Origin of the sequence: Pseudomonas sp. 30_B (assembly GCF_017491605.1) — a bacterium.
GTDB lineage: Bacteria > Pseudomonadota > Gammaproteobacteria > Pseudomonadales > Pseudomonadaceae > Pseudomonas.
Window position 1 is genome coordinate 155220 of the sequence record NZ_JAFGYY010000008.1, and the last position, 14391, is coordinate 169610.

The following is a 14391-nucleotide window of genomic DNA, read 5'->3' on the forward strand; positions in this document are numbered from 1 at the left end:
CCCTTGTCCATGAAATTACGTCCAGCCTGTCGGCCAGTATTGTATCCGCTGTCGCTGCGCGTGTTTCAGCCCAGCGGGCCGTTGAGCAGCGGAACGAAACGCACGGAGTCCAGCACCTGGCGCTGGAAACCCTCTTCGGTGCGGACGATCAGCAGCAGCTGCTGAACCTCGCCGGCCCCTACCGGAATCACCAGGCGCCCGCCAGGGGCCAGCTGGTCCAGCAGGGCTTGCGGGACTTCTGCCGCCGCCGCGGTAACGATGATGCCGTTGTATGGCGCCAGCGCCGACCAGCCTTCCCAGCCATCACCCCAACGAAAGACAACATTTCTCAGGTTTAGCTCCGCAAGTCGCTCTTTGGCACGATCCTGCAGCGCCTGGATGCGCTCGACCGAGAACACCCGTTCGACCAGCTGCGACAGCACGGCGGTCTGGTAACCGGAGCCAGTGCCGATCTCCAGCACCTTGTCGAGGGGGCCGGCAGCCAGCAACAGCTCGGTCATCCGCGCCACCATGAAGGGCTGCGAAATGGTCTGGTTATGCCCGATGGGCAGTGCCGTGTCCTCGTAGGCGCGATGCGACAGCGCCTCGTCGACGAAGAGGTGACGCGGCGTGCGGCGAATCACCTCGAGCACATGGGCGTTGGACAGGCCTTCCTCGTACAAGCGCTGGATCAGCCGCTCGCGGGTGCGCTGGGAGGTCATCCCAATCCCGCCGCGGCGAGACATTTCATTGGCCATGGTCGAGCCCTCCGATCCAATCGCCAAGGATATTGAACGCCTCGCGGAAGGTCCGGTCCATCTGCAGCGGGGTGATGGATACGTAGCCCTGCATCACCGCATGGAAATCAGTGCCCTCTCCGCCATCCTCGGCATCGCCGGCGGCGGCGATCCAGTAGCCTTCCTTGCCGCGCGGGTTGACCACCTTCACCGGCGCGGCGGCGCGGGCGCGATGGCCCAGGCGGGTCATCTGGATGCCTTTGATGCGCTCCAGCGGCAGGTTGGGGATGTTCACGTTGAGCACGGTGCGCGGCGGCAGGTCGAGCTTTTCGTGGGACTCCACCAGCAGGCGAGCGAAGTGCATCGCGGCAGGCAGGTTGTCCGTCAGGCGCGAGCACAGCGAGAAGGCGAACGCCGGGCGGGACAGGAAACGCCCTTCCAGGGCAGCCGCCACGGTGCCCGAATAGAGCACGTCGTCCCCCAGGTTGGCGCCCAGGTTGATACCCGACACGACCATGTCCGGCAGTTCGTCCAGCAGGCCGTTGAGGCCCAGGTGCACGCAGTCGGTCGGAGTGCCGTTGAGGCTGATGAAGCCATTGCCCAGTCGATGGGGATGCAGCGGCCGGTCCAGCGTCAGCGAGCTGCTCGCTCCGCTACGGTCGGCTTCCGGGGCGATCACGACGCAGTCCGCATGATCGGACAGCGCGTCGTAAAGCGCGGCGATACCGGGTGCAGTCACCCCGTCGTCGTTGGCAATCAATATGCGCATGGGTTTTCCGTCTGCCCTGCCGGCACGAGTTCGATCAGCTCGCGCACGACCGCGGTGGCGAAGCAGCCAGCCGGCAGGACGAATTCCAGTTGCAGAATGTCAGGGGCGGGATAATGCCATGCCAGGCCCGGGATGGGGAGGCGCAGAATGCGCCGTTCGTGCGCCAGGTCCGCACCGGCAAGCCACTGGCAAAGCGCCATCTCCGCCTGTTGCACGCTGCGCTCGATGTCGCCGGGCGCACCGCAGGCCGGAGAATCGCCCTCGCCCCACATCGGCCCGGTGGGATGCAGGTCCAGTGCCGCCAGGCGCGGATCGGTGCATTCCGCCTCGCCCGCCGGGAAGAAGCTGCGACTGTCGGTGAACGCCAGCAGATCGCCGACCTGGGCCCGGTTCCAGCTTCCTTGTGCCACGCGCCGCGCCAGCACCTGGTTGAACAGGTAACTGCGTGCGGCCGAGAGCAGGCGCGAGCGGATATTGCGGTGATCCGGCAATTTGCCGCGCTCGGCGAAGGCCCGCGCGTCGAAGACGTTGCCACCGTCATGGCCGAAGCGCTGCGTGCCGAAGTAGTTGGGCACGCCCATCGCCGCGACGGCCTTCAGCCGCGCATCCAATTGCTCGCGGTCCGCCTGCAGCTCGGTCAGGCGCAGAGTGAAGCCATTGGCGGAATGCGCGCCGCGCTGCAGTTTACGGCGATGGCGATTGCGTTCGAGGATGCGCAGGCTGTCGTCTTCGGCGGCGGACAGGTCCGGGTCGGCCTTGCCCGGCAGGTGCAGGCTGAACCACTGGCGGGTCAGTGCCTGGCGGTCCTTGAGGCCGGCATAGCTGATCATCTTCACCGGCACGCCGGCGGCACGGGCCAGGCGACGCGCCGCTTCCTCGGTATTCAGGCCGCGCTTTTCCACCCACAGCCACAGGTGTTCGCCGTCACCCGCCAGCGGAATGTCCAGCACTTCGTCGACCTGGAAGTCCTCAGCCACGGCCTTCAACACGCCGCGCCCGCAAGGCTCCCCGTGGGCGCGCGGCCCCAGCAGTTCCAGCTCGGTCATGCGCGGCTCAGCAGGGCGACAGCGTGTACCGCGATGCCCTCTTCGCGGCCGGTGAAGCCGAGTTTCTCGGTGGTGGTGGCCTTGACGTTGACCTGGTCGAGCTCGACCTTCAGGTCCGCGGCAATGGTTTCGCGCATGATCTGGATGTGCGGTGCCATCTTCGGTGCCTGGGCGATGATGGTGGTGTCGACGTTTTCCACTTTCCAGCCCTTGGCCTCCACCAGGCCCAGCACGTGGCGCAGCAGCGCGCGGCTGTCGGCGCCCTTGAATTGCGGGTCGGTGTCGGGGAAATGCTTGCCGATATCGCCCAACGCACAGGCGCCCAGCAGCGCATCGGAAAGGGCATGCAGCAGCACGTCGCCGTCGGAATGGGCGATCAGCCCGAACTTGTGGGGAATGCGCACGCCGCCGAGGGTGATGAAGTCGCCCTCGCCGAAGCGGTGCACGTCGTAGCCATGTCCGATACGCATGAAAAAACGCCCTGTTGAAGTCAGGGCGTTGATTCTACCGGATCACTGCCCCGAGGGTGTCAGCCACAGAGCGCCGCGGCGTGATGGCGTAGGTGATCCTCGATGAAGCTCGCAATGAAGTAGTAGCTATGGTCATAGCCCGGCTGCAGGCGCAGCTCCAGCGGGTGACCGGCAGCCGCTGCCGCTTCGCGCAGGGCTTCTGGCTTGAGCTGGACGGCCAGGAAGTCATCACGATCGCCCTGGTCGACCAGGATTGGCAGGCGCTCGCTGGCATTGGCCAGCAACTCCACCGCGTCCCACTCGCGCCAGGCGGAAGGGTCCTCGCCGAGGAAGCGCCCCAGCGCCTTCTGTCCCCAGGGGCAGTCGCTCGGATGGGTGATGGGCGCGAAGGCCGACAGCGACAGGTAGCGCCCCGGATTGCGCAGCGCGCAGACCAGTGCGCCATGGCCGCCCATGGAGTGTCCGCTGATGCCGCGCCGCTGGGAAACCGGGAAGTTGGCCTCGATCAACGCCGGCAGCTCCTGCACCACGTAGTCGTGCATACGGTAATGCCGCGCCCAGGGCTCCTGCGTGGCGTTGACGTAGAAGCCGGCGCCAAGGCCGAAGTCCCAGGCGCCGTCGGGATCGCCCGGCACCTCGGGGCCGCGCGGACTGGTATCCGGCGCGACGATGACCAGCCCCAGTTCGGCCGCCATGCGCTGGGCGCCGGCCTTCTGCATGAAGTTCTCGTCGGTGCAGGTCAGGCCGGACAACCAGTACAGCACCGGCAGACCCGCCTCGGGCTCGGCCTGGGGCGGTAGGTAGACCGCGAAGACCATGTCGCAGCCAAGTGCTGCGGAACGGTGGCGATAGCGCTGATGCCAGCCGCCAAAACTCTTCTGGCTGCTGATGAGTTCGATGGAATCCGTCATGGAAACCTCCTCTCCTGTGGTGCCGGGCGCTCGCGCGCCCGGCACTTCGATCAGTAATGGATGACGGAACGGATGCTCTTGCCTTCGTGCATCAGGTCAAAGGCCTCGTTGATCTTCTCCAGGTCCATGGTGTGGGTGATGAAGGTATCCAGCGGGATTTCACCCTTCTGCGCCTTCTCCACGTAGCTCGGCAGCTCGGTGCGGCCTTTTACGCCGCCGAAGGCGGAACCACGCCAGACACGGCCGGTGACCAGCTGGAACGGACGGGTGCTGATTTCCTGGCCGGCACCGGCGACGCCGATGATGGTGGATTCGCCCCAACCCTTGTGGCAGCACTCCAGCGCCGCGCGCATCAGTTGGACGTTGCCGACGCACTCGAAGGAATAGTCCACACCACCGTCGGTCATTTCGACGATGACGTCCTGGATCGGCTTCTGATGGTCCTTCGGATTGACGAAGTCGGTGGCGCCCAGTTCCTTGGCGATATCGAACTTGGACGGGTTGATGTCGATGGCAATGATGCGCGAGGCCTTGGCCATCTTCGCGCCGATGATCGCCGCCAGGCCGATGCCGCCCAGGCCGAAGATGGCGACGGTGGCGCCCTCTTCCACCTTGGCGGTGTTCAGCACCGCGCCGATGCCGGTGGTCACGCCGCAGCCGAGCAGGCAGACCTTCTCCAGCGGTGCCTCTTCGGGGATCTTGGCCAGGGAGATTTCCGGCAGCACGGTGTACTCGGAGAAGGTCGAGCAGCCCATGTAGTGGAAGATCGGCTCGCCCTTGTAGGAGAAGCGGCTGGTGCCGTCGGGCATCAGGCCCTTGCCCTGGGTGGCGCGCACGGCCTGGCAAAGGTTGGTCTTGCCGGATTTGCAGAATTTGCACTCACGGCATTCGGCGGTGTACAGCGGGATCACGTGGTCGCCCACTTTCAGCGAGGTCACGCCCTCGCCCACCGCCTCGACGATGCCACCGCCTTCGTGGCCGAGGATGCAGGGGAACACGCCCTCGGAATCCTGGCCGGACAGGGTGTAGGCATCGGTATGGCAGACACCGGTGGCGACGATGCGTACCAGCACTTCGCCTTTCTGCGGCGGCGCCACATCGACTTCGACGATTTCCAACGGCTGGTTGGGAGCGAAGGCGACGGCGGCACGGGACTTGATCATCTGGGAACTCCTGAACGAAGGAAAACGACAACGCCCGCCTGGGCGGACGGGTTCGGCGCTCTGCGCCGGGAAACCGGGACGGGACCGGGCCACGTCGGGGAATGCTCAGGGCGGCTGGCAGAAAGTGCACCCTAAAGCCTTGGAAGTGTAGAAAACCCCGTTTCAGGGAATAATCAGGCAATAATCAAAACATTATTGCCATACAGGGACAATCCAGATGCACCGCTGGGAAGGACTGGACGAATTCGTCGCCGTCGCCGAAACCGGCCAATTCACCGCCGCCGCCGAACGCCTGGGGGTGTCGTCGTCCCATGTCAGCCGCCAGGTGGCGCGGCTGGAGGAGCGCCTGCAGACCCGCCTGCTCTATCGCAACACGCGCAAGGTGACGCTGAGCGAGGCTGGGCAGACCTTCCTGCAGCATTGCCGGCGCCTGCAGGATGCCCGTGAGGAAGCGCTGCGCGCGGTCAGCGATCTGTCCGCCGAACCCAAGGGCCTGCTGCGCATGACCTGCGCGGTAGCCTACGGCGAGCGCTTCGTGGTGCCGCTGGTGAATGAGTTCATGGCGCATTTCCCTCAGTTGCGGGTGGAGATCGAACTCTCCAACCGCCAGCTCGACCTGCTCCACGAAGGCTTCGACCTGGCGATTCGCCTCGGCCGCCTGAGCGACTCGCGGCTGGTGGCGACGCGCCTGGCGCCACGGGTGATGTACCTCTGCGCCACCCCGGAATACCTGGCGCGCCACGGCTCGCCGCAAAGCCTGGCGGAGCTGGCGCAGCACAATTGCCTGGTGGGCAGCAGCGACCAGTGGAGCTTCCTGGAAGACGGCCGCGAAACCCAGCACCGGGTGCTGGGCAACTGGCGCTGCAACAGTGGCCAGGCGGTGCTCGACGCGGTACTTCGGGGATTCGGCCTGTGCCAGCTGCCGGACTACTACGTGCTGGAACACCTGCGCAGCGGGCGTCTGGTATCCCTGCTGGACGCCCACCAGCCACCGAACACTGGGGTCTGGGCGCTTTATCCGCAACAGCGGCATCTGTCGCCCAAGGTCCGGCAACTGGTGGATCACCTCAAGGAAGGCCTGCAGCACCTTCAGCCGTCTCCGTTGCCGTGAAGCAAGCACCGGGAAATCGCCTTGGCTAAAATGCGCGGTTTCCCACCCAATGCTTCAAGGACGACGCGATGTCAGCCCTATCTTCCTTCCGCGAGCGCTATCTGCTGCGCTTCTGGTCCCCCCTTCCAACCCTGGTCGCCCTGGGCGTCATTTCAGCCTACTACTTCGCCATGACCGGCACCTTCTGGGCGGTCACCGGCGAGTTCACCCGCTGGGGCGGCCACGTGCTGTCCTGGTTCGGCCTGCAGCCGCAGGAGTGGAGCTACTTCAAGATCATCGGCCTGCAGGGCACGCCGCTGGATCGCATCGATGGCGTGATGATCATCGGCATGTTCCTTGGCGCACTGGTCTGCGCGCTCTGGGCCGGCAACGTCAGCCTGCGCTGGCCGACCAGCAAGCGCCGCCTGCTGCAGGGTCTGATCGGCGGGGTGATCGCCGGCTTCGGCGCGCGCCTGGCCATGGGCTGCAACCTGGCGGCCTTCTTCACCGGTATCCCGATGTTCTCGGTGCACGCCTGGGCCTTCATGTTCTCCACCGTGATCGGCGCCTGGTTCGGGGTGAAGATCAGCCTGCTGCCCTTCCTGCGTATTCCGTTGAAGGTCGGCGGCAAGGCGGCGGCCCTGCCGAGCGCCGAAGCCCTGGCACGCCGCGCCAGGCTGCAATGGCGCCTGGGCATGGGTGTGCTGGCGATTGCCGCGCTGTTCGCCGCCTGGCGTTTCGAAGTCTCGCTGGTGCTGGGCATGGCCTGCCTGTTCGGCCTGCTGTTCGGCGGCCTGATCGAGCGCGCGCAGATATGCTTCACCAGCGCCGCCCGCGATCTCTGGACCACCGGCCGCACCCAGGCCGCGCTGGGCATCCTGCTGGGCATGGCCGCTGCCTGCATCGGCACCTTTGCCGCAATCCACAACGGCCTGCCGCCAAAGATTTTCTGGATGGGCCCGAACGCCGTGATCGGCGGCGTACTGTTCGGTATCGGCATCGTGCTAGCCGGCGGTTGCGAGACCGGCTGGATGTACCGCTCGATGGAAGGTCAGGTGCACTTCTGGGTGGTGGGCGTCGGCAACGTGATCGGCGGCACCCTGGTCGCGGTGTACTGGGACCAGCTCGGAACCCGCCTCGCCCTGCCCTATCCGAAACTCAACCTGCTGCAGGAGTTCGGTCCCGGCGGCGGCCTGCTGATCACCTTCGCCGGCCTGGCCCTGTGCATGCTGCTGGTGCAACTCAACGCGCAACGCTTCACTCGCAAACGGAAAACCACCGATGCCCGACACCAAGACGCCGACGCTGTCGCTTGATCTGCGCGGCGAACACTGCCCGTACAACGCCATCGCCACCCTGGAAACACTGGAGACGCTCAAGCCGGGCGATCTGCTGGAGGTGATCACCGATTGTTCGCAGTCGGTGCATGGGATTCCGGAAGACACGAAGCGCCATGGCTATCATTGCCTGGCGGTTGAGCAGCATGGGGCGTTGTTCCGCTTCCTGATCGAGGTGCCGCTGTTAGGCTGATGGGATTTTCGTAGGAGCGGACTCCGTCCGCGATGGTATCCGGCGCGATGCGAGTCAATCGCGGACAAAGTCCGCTCCTACGTCGTTTTCTGGGTCCCCGCGTTCGCGGGGATGACGCAGAGGAGCGCGAATCGCCCCGTCACTCCCGCGAACGCGGGAGCCCAAAAGACAGTTGCTCCTACGCAGCCTCGAACATCAGACTCACCCTGCAGGAGCGGGCCGTGCCCGCAATCGCGCGCATGGCGCGCTCCTACAGGGAGATTCCGAAGGCTTCAGTGTTTGGCGAAATTGCGCTGCAGGCGCTGCAGGTCTTCCGGGGTGGTAACCTTGATATTGTCCACGCGCCCTTCCACCATGCGCGGCTTGTAGCCCGCCCACTCCATGGCTGAAGCCTCGTCGGTGATGGCCGCATCGGCCACCAGTGCATCGGCCAGCGCGCGATGCAGCGCGCCGAGGCGGAACATCTGCGGGGTGTAGGCCTGCCAGACCACGCTGCGGTCGATGGTTTCCAGCACACGGCCATCGGCGCCGACGCGCTTGAGCGTATCCCGCGCGGGCACGCCGAGCAGCCCCCCCACGGCGTCGAACTCCAGCTCGTCCAGCAGGCGATCCAGATCGGCACGCGCCAGATTGGGCCGGGCGGCGTCGTGCACCAGCACCCAGTCATCGATGCCGGCGCCCAGTTCGGTCAGACGCAGCAGGCCATTGAGTACGGAATCGGCACGCTCGCGGCCCCCTTCGGCACGCTGGATCAGCTCGTTGGAAGCGCTCGGCAGCGTCGGCCACCAGGGATCGTCGGCGGCCAGGCACACCACCAGGCCCTTCAGCCGGGGATGGCCGAGGAAACAGTCAAGGGTGCGTTCGAGAATGCTGCGACCGGCGAGGTCGAGGTATTGCTTGGGGCGGTCGGCGCGCATTCGCGATCCGATGCCGGCGGCCGGGATGACGGCCCAGAAGGCGGGAGTGGTCATTGCGCGAGCTGGTAGAGGGTTTCCTTGTCCTTGACCATGCCGAGCTCGTGGCGGGCACGCTCCTCGACGGTCTCGGTGCCTTTCTTGAGCTCGGCGACTTCCGCCTCGAGGATGCGGTTACGCTCGAGCAGGCGCTCGTTCTCGCCCTGCTGGTCGGCGATCTGCTTCTGCAGGTCGCGCACCTGTGCCAGGCTGCCATCGCCTACCCACAGGCGATACTGCAGGCCGGCCAGCGCCAGGATCAGCACGACGAACAGCCAGTAAGGGCTACGTAACCTCAAACCATCAGCTCCATATGCAAAGGGGTGGCTCCTGCCACCCCTTCACCGTACCAGACTCAGATCAGCCGCGGAATTCCGCGCGACCACGGTACGGCGCCTTGGCGCCCAGTTGCTCTTCGATGCGCAGCAGCTGGTTGTACTTGGAAACGCGGTCGGAGCGGCACAGGGAGCCGGTCTTGATCTGACCAGCGGCAGTGCCGACGGCCAGGTCAGCAATGGTGCTGTCCTCGGTTTCGCCCGAACGGTGCGAGATCACCGCGGTGAAGCCGGCAGCCTTGGCCATCTGGATGGCTTCCAGGGTCTCGGTCAGCGAGCCGATCTGGTTGAACTTGATCAGGATCGAGTTGCCGATCTTCTCTTCGATGCCGCGCTTCAAGATCTTGGTGTTGGTCACGAACAGGTCGTCGCCGACCAGTTGCACCTTCTCGCCGATCTTGTCGGTCAGGACTTTCCAGCCAGCCCAGTCGGACTCGTCCATGCCGTCTTCGATGGAGATGATCGGGTAGCGCTGGGTCAGGCCGGCCAGGTAGTCGGCGAAACCTTCGGCGCTGAACACCTTGCCTTCGCCTTCCAGGTCGTACTGGCCGTCCTTGAAGAACTCGGAGGAGGCGCAGTCCAGGGCCAGGGTGACGTCTTCGCCCAGCTTGTAGCCGGCGTTGGCGACGGCTTCGGCGATGGCGGCCAGGGCGTCTTCGTTGGAAGCCAGGTTCGGCGCGAAGCCACCTTCGTCACCCACGGCGGTGTTCAGGCCACGGGCCTTCAGCACAGCCTTGAGGTGGTGGAAGATCTCGGCGCCCATGCGCAGCGCGTCGGCGAAGCTCTTGGCGCCAACCGGCTGGACCATGAACTCCTGGATGTCGACGTTGTTATCGGCGTGCTCGCCGCCGTTGATGATGTTCATCATCGGGACCGGCATGGAGTACTGGCCCGGGGTGCCGTTCAGGTCGGCGATGTGCACGTACAGCGGCACGCCCTTGGCCTGGGCAGCAGCCTTGGCGGCAGCCAGGGACACGGCCAGGATGGCGTTGGCGCCCAGCTTGCCCTTGTTCTCGGTACCGTCGAGCTCGATCATCGCGCGGTCCAGACCTTTCTGGTCGGCCGCGTCCTTGCCCAGCAGCAGGTCGCGGATCGGGCCGTTGATGTTGGCCACGGCCTTCAGCACGCCCTTGCCCAGGTAACGGCTCTTGTCGCCATCGCGCAGTTCGAGAGCCTCACGGGAACCGGTGGAAGCACCGGACGGGGCGCAGGCGCTGCCGACGATGCCGTTGTCCAGGATCACGTCCGCTTCAACAGTCGGGTTGCCGCGGGAGTCCAGGACCTCACGGCCCTTGATGTCGACGATCTTTGCCATTCTTGATAACACTCCGAAGATAGAGATAAACGGGGCGGCTGGTGAGACGTTCAGAACCTGCTCGATTCCGCTCAAGGCAGTATCGAGCAGATTCTCAGGCAGTCTCGATGGTGGGGAAACTCTTGACCAGGTCGTCCAGCTGCTTGAGCTGGGACAGGAAAGGCTCGAGCTTGTTCAAGCGCAGGGCGCACGGTCCATCGCATTTCGCCTGCTCGGGCTCCGGATGGGCCTCCAGGAACAGGCCGGCGAGGCCCTGGCTCATGCCGGCCTTGGCCAGATCGGTGACCTGGGCGCGGCGGCCGCCGGCGGAATCGGCGCGACCACCCGGCATCTGCAGGGCATGGGTCACGTCGAAGAACACCGGGTACTCGAACTGCTTCATGATGCCGAAGCCGAGCATGTCCACCACCAGGTTGTTGTACCCGAAGGAGGAGCCACGCTCGCAGAGGATCAGCTGGTCGTTACCCGCCTCCTCGCACTTGCGCAGGATGTGTTTCATCTCCTGCGGTGCGAGGAACTGGGCTTTCTTGATGTTGATCACCGCGTTGGTCTTGGCCATGGCCACGACCAGGTCGGTCTGCCGGGACAGGAAGGCCGGCAGCTGGATGATGTCGCAGACCTCGGCCACCGGAGCGGCCTGGAAGGGCTCGTGCACGTCGGTGATGACCGGCACCTTGAAGGTCTTCTTGATCTCTTCGAAGATCTTCAGCCCCTCTTCCATGCCTGGACCACGGAACGAAGTGATCGAGGAACGGTTGGCCTTGTCGAAGCTGGCCTTGAACACGTAGGGGATGCCGAGCTTCTCGGTCACCTTCACGTACTCTTCGCAGACCTGCATCGCCATATCGCGCGACTCCAGCACGTTCATGCCGCCGAACAGCACGAACGGCAGGTCGTTGCCGATCTGGATATCACCGACGCGGATGATCTTCTGGGTCATGCTCAGGCCTTCCCGGCTTGCTTCAGGGCGGCGTTGACGAAGCCGCTGAACAGCGGGTGGCCATCACGCGGGGTGGAAGTGAATTCCGGGTGGAACTGACAGGCCACAAACCACGGATGGTCCGGAGCTTCCACGACTTCCACCAGCGCGCCGTCGCCGGAGCGGCCGGAAATCTTCAGGCCGGCGGCTTCCAGTTGCGGACGCAGGTTGTTGTTCACTTCATAGCGGTGGCGGTGACGCTCGACGATCACGTCCTTGCCGTAGCAGTCATGCACCAGGGTGCCGGCGGACAGCAGGCATTCCTGGGCGCCCAGGCGCATGGTGCCGCCCAGGTCGGAAGCCTCGGTGCGCACTTCGGTGGCGCCGGTGGCGTCCTGCCATTCGGTGATCAGGCCGACGACCGGGTGGCCGCTGGACTTGTCGAACTCGGTGGAGTTGGCATCGGTCCAGCCCAGCACGTTGCGGGCGTATTCGATGACAGCCACCTGCATGCCCAGGCAGATGCCCAGGTACGGAACCTTGTTTTCGCGGGCGTACTGCACGGCGGTGATCTTGCCTTCCACGCCGCGCAGGCCGAAGCCGCCCGGAACCAGGATGGCGTCAGCGCCTTCGAGCAGGCTGGTGCCCTGCTGCTCGATGTCCTCGGAGTCGATGTAGCGCAGGTTGACCTTGGTGCGGCTCTGGATGCCGGCGTGGGTCATGGCTTCGATCAGCGACTTGTAGGCGTCGAGCAGTTCCATGTACTTGCCGACCATGGCGATGGTGACTTCACGCTCGGGGTTGAGCTTGGCGTCGACCACGCGGTCCCACTCGGACAGATCGGCCGGGCCGCACTCCAGGCCGAAGCGCTCGACGACCAGGTCGTCGACGCCCTGGGCGTGCAGTACGGACGGAATGCGGTAGATGGTGTCGACGTCTTCCAGCGAGATGACCGCGCGCTCTTCCACGTTGGTGAAGAGGGCGATCTTGCGGCGGGAGGACACGTCCACCGGATGGTCGGAGCGGCAGACCAGGATGTCCGGCTGCAGGCCGATGGAGCGCAGCTCCTTGACCGAGTGCTGGGTCGGCTTGGTCTTGGTCTCGCCGGCGGTGGCGATGTACGGGACCAGAGTCAGGTGCATCAGCATGGCACGGCGCGAGCCGATCTCCACGCGCAGCTGGCGGATGGCCTCGAGGAAGGGTTGCGACTCGATGTCACCGACGGTGCCGCCGACTTCAACCAGGGCCACGTCGGCATCGCCGGCGCCCTTGATGATGCGACGCTTGATCTCGTCGGTGATGTGCGGGATCACCTGCACGGTGGCGCCCAGATAATCACCACGGCGCTCCTTGCGGAGCACGTCCATGTAGACGCGGCCGGTGGTGAAGTTGTTGTTCTGGGTCATCGTAGTGCGAACGAAACGCTCGTAGTGGCCCAGGTCGAGGTCGGTCTCGGCACCGTCGTGGGTGACGAACACCTCACCGTGCTGGAACGGGCTCATGGTGCCCGGATCGACGTTGATGTAGGGGTCCAGCTTGAGCATCGTGATCTTCAAGCCACGCGCTTCCAGAATGGCAGCCAAGGAAGCCGAGGCGATGCCTTTCCCCAATGAAGAAACAACACCACCCGTGACGAAGATGTAGCGCGTCATGAAAAGCCCTGAATGTCAGCGTTTAGGCGGCTCGGCCGCCGGGGAAGCGAAGGTGTCGGACCGGAGTCCGGCTCACGACTTCGTCGTGATCAATAGCGAACTCCCGCTGATTCCAGGGGAATCGGCAGGAGCGATATAAGACGGGAGCGTAGTCTACCGGAAAGCGGCTATCAGCTCAAACCCGAGTCATTCGTCGGAGGTTCCCAACGCAGGGTCCAGGCCTGCCCCGGCTCCACGCGCAGCTCCGGAAGCAGCACCACACCCAGCAGCTCGTCGGCTCGCCAGAGCAGCGGCAGGCGGCCACGGAGGAAAGCCGGAATGCCAGCCTCATTGAACAGGCGCTTGAGATCGCGGCGACCGCGGCCGGGCAATACCATGACCTCCCCACCCTGGCGGTAACGGACTTCCAGCGGTCCGCGTGGAGGATCGCCCTCGAAGTGCAACGAGCCGTTTCCGGACAGCACCAGCGCCTGGGAGGCATCCGTCCAGAGCTGCGCCTGGGGCGCGAACGTGAGCCAGGTATTCGCCAACCACCAGAGCCGGCCATTGGCGCGGCGCAGTTCTCCGTCGGCGAGGCGCCAGACCGGTTCGGCATCCGCCCGCGCATCGCGCAGGTCCTGCCAGCCGGCCCAGTGCGCGCTGTCGGGCAGGCGCGCCAGGGGCGCGAGCCAGTAGCGCAGGGCATTGCGCTGGCGTGACGCGCTCAGGGCGGCCAGCGGCCCGATGGCCAGGGACGGCAATGGCATTTCCCGGTAATGCGTCTGCTGGTCCGCCGCCGTCAGATCGATCTGCGCCAACTCCGCCAACAGTTCGTGGGCCGCCGCCAGATGCTCGGCACTGCGGGCAATGGATTCACCTGCCGCCGGCCAGCGCCGGGCGACGACCGGAAGAACCCGGTTGCGCAGGTAGTTGCGGTCGTAGTCGTCACTGGTATTGGAAGGATCTTCTACCCAGCCCAGGCCGTGCCGGCGGGCATAGTGTTCCAGCTCGTCGCGGGAGATACCCAGCAGCGGGCGCAGCAGAAGACCGGCGCCCAGCGGACGGCAGGCGGACATTCCCGCCAGGCCGCGCACGCCGGCGCCACGGAACAGTCGGAACAGCACGGTCTCCGCCTGATCGTCACGGTGTTGCCCGGTCAGCAGGCACTCGCCTTCTCCCAGCAACGATGTGAATGCAGCGTAGCGAGCGTCTCGGGCAGCACGTTCCAGACTGGCGCCCGCCCCCACCTGCACGCGTTCGATCCGCAACGGCAGGCCAAGCGCGTCGCAAAAACGTTGGCAGTGTTCCGGCCACGCGTCGGCGATAACCTGCAGGCCGTGATGAACATGAACAGCGGAAATCGACGGCAACGCCTCGCGGCGCGCGAGTTGCGCCAGCAGATGCAGGAGAACGGTGGAATCCAGCCCGCCGGACAGCGCCACGCGCCATGCAGGCGCACAACGCCAGGGTGCGAGCGCAGCTAGAAGTCGGTTTTCCAGGGACAAGGAGTCAAGGGACATGGCGCAGGAAGGCGGGGCGGATG

Annotated in this window: 15 protein-coding genes; 3 read left to right on the forward strand and 12 right to left on the reverse strand. The window is 65.4% G+C overall.

All coding sequences use genetic code 11. The annotated features are described in order from the left end of the window. Window positions 1–65 precede the first annotated feature (65 nt). From J5M67_RS11380 to J5M67_RS11405, 6 genes are read right to left on the reverse strand one after another with little or no spacing between them, the layout of a single operon-like run. Window positions 66–701 carry a protein-L-isoaspartate(D-aspartate) O-methyltransferase gene (locus J5M67_RS11380; protein ID WP_207885415.1) on the reverse strand — a complete coding sequence of 212 codons (636 nt, stop codon included), beginning with the start codon at window positions 699–701 and terminating at the stop codon, window positions 66–68. A 25-nt stretch (window positions 702–726) separates the two neighbouring features. Further along, window positions 727–1485 (reverse strand): 5'/3'-nucleotidase SurE, encoded by a 759-nt coding sequence (gene surE / locus J5M67_RS11385; RefSeq protein WP_207885416.1) that lies wholly within the window; start codon window positions 1483–1485, stop codon window positions 727–729. Next, a complete protein-coding gene (gene truD, locus J5M67_RS11390) occupies window positions 1473–2531 on the reverse strand; it encodes a tRNA pseudouridine(13) synthase TruD (protein WP_207885417.1) in 1059 nt (352 codons plus the stop codon). The genes surE and truD overlap by 13 nt, the downstream gene beginning before the upstream one ends. Further along, complete coding sequence (gene ispF, locus J5M67_RS11395; protein ID WP_207885418.1) at window positions 2528–3001, reverse strand: 2-C-methyl-D-erythritol 2,4-cyclodiphosphate synthase; 474 nt, start codon at window positions 2999–3001, stop codon at window positions 2528–2530. The genes truD and ispF overlap by 4 nt, the downstream gene beginning before the upstream one ends. A 59-nt stretch (window positions 3002–3060) precedes the next feature. After that, on the reverse strand, window positions 3061–3912 hold the full coding sequence (fghA, locus tag J5M67_RS11400) for an S-formylglutathione hydrolase (protein WP_207885419.1): 852 nt from the start codon (window positions 3910–3912) through the stop codon (window positions 3061–3063). A gap of 50 nt (window positions 3913–3962) precedes the next feature. After that, the gene (locus tag J5M67_RS11405) at window positions 3963–5075 is read right to left on the reverse strand and encodes an S-(hydroxymethyl)glutathione dehydrogenase/class III alcohol dehydrogenase (protein WP_207885420.1); all 1113 of its coding nucleotides are present in this window, start codon (window positions 5073–5075) and stop codon (window positions 3963–3965) included. Window positions 5076–5292: 217 nt separating this feature from the next. Between J5M67_RS11405 and J5M67_RS11410 the strand changes: the two genes are divergently transcribed. From J5M67_RS11410 to yedF, 3 genes are all read left to right on the forward strand, one after another. Continuing rightward, a complete protein-coding gene (locus J5M67_RS11410) occupies window positions 5293–6186 on the forward strand; it encodes a LysR substrate-binding domain-containing protein (protein ID WP_207885421.1) in 894 nt (297 codons plus the stop codon). Window positions 6187–6254: 68 nt separating this feature from the next. Next, window positions 6255–7481 (forward strand): selenium metabolism membrane protein YedE/FdhT, encoded by a 1227-nt coding sequence (yedE, locus tag J5M67_RS11415; protein ID WP_207885423.1) that lies wholly within the window; start codon window positions 6255–6257, stop codon window positions 7479–7481. Beyond that, the gene (gene yedF / locus J5M67_RS11420) at window positions 7447–7695 is read left to right on the forward strand and encodes a sulfurtransferase-like selenium metabolism protein YedF (protein ID WP_081517905.1); all 249 of its coding nucleotides are present in this window, start codon (window positions 7447–7449) and stop codon (window positions 7693–7695) included. The genes yedE and yedF overlap by 35 nt, the downstream gene beginning before the upstream one ends. 272 nt (window positions 7696–7967) lie before the next feature. Here yedF and ispD read toward each other — a convergent pair whose 3' ends face one another. The 6 genes from ispD to tilS all read right to left on the reverse strand — a co-directional run bounded on the left by ispD (window position 7968) and on the right by tilS (window position 14368). Then, entirely contained in the window at window positions 7968–8666 is a 699-nt protein-coding gene (ispD, locus tag J5M67_RS11425) for a 2-C-methyl-D-erythritol 4-phosphate cytidylyltransferase (RefSeq protein WP_207885424.1), read from the reverse strand. Further along, the gene (gene ftsB, locus J5M67_RS11430) at window positions 8663–8947 is read right to left on the reverse strand and encodes a cell division protein FtsB (RefSeq protein WP_017521200.1); all 285 of its coding nucleotides are present in this window, start codon (window positions 8945–8947) and stop codon (window positions 8663–8665) included. Before ftsB ends, ispD begins: the two co-directional genes overlap by 4 nt. 61 nt (window positions 8948–9008) lie before the next feature. Continuing rightward, a complete protein-coding gene (eno, locus tag J5M67_RS11435) occupies window positions 9009–10298 on the reverse strand; it encodes a phosphopyruvate hydratase (RefSeq protein WP_207885425.1) in 1290 nt (429 codons plus the stop codon). Between the two features lie 94 nt (window positions 10299–10392). Then, the gene (gene kdsA, locus J5M67_RS11440; RefSeq protein WP_207885426.1) at window positions 10393–11238 is read right to left on the reverse strand and encodes a 3-deoxy-8-phosphooctulonate synthase; all 846 of its coding nucleotides are present in this window, start codon (window positions 11236–11238) and stop codon (window positions 10393–10395) included. A gap of 2 nt (window positions 11239–11240) precedes the next feature. After that, entirely contained in the window at window positions 11241–12869 is a 1629-nt protein-coding gene (locus J5M67_RS11445) for a CTP synthase (protein ID WP_207885427.1), read from the reverse strand. A 170-nt stretch (window positions 12870–13039) separates the two neighbouring features. Beyond that, window positions 13040–14368 (reverse strand): tRNA lysidine(34) synthetase TilS, encoded by a 1329-nt coding sequence (tilS, locus tag J5M67_RS11450; RefSeq protein ID WP_207885428.1) that lies wholly within the window; start codon window positions 14366–14368, stop codon window positions 13040–13042. Between the last annotated feature and the right edge of the window lie 23 nt (window positions 14369–14391).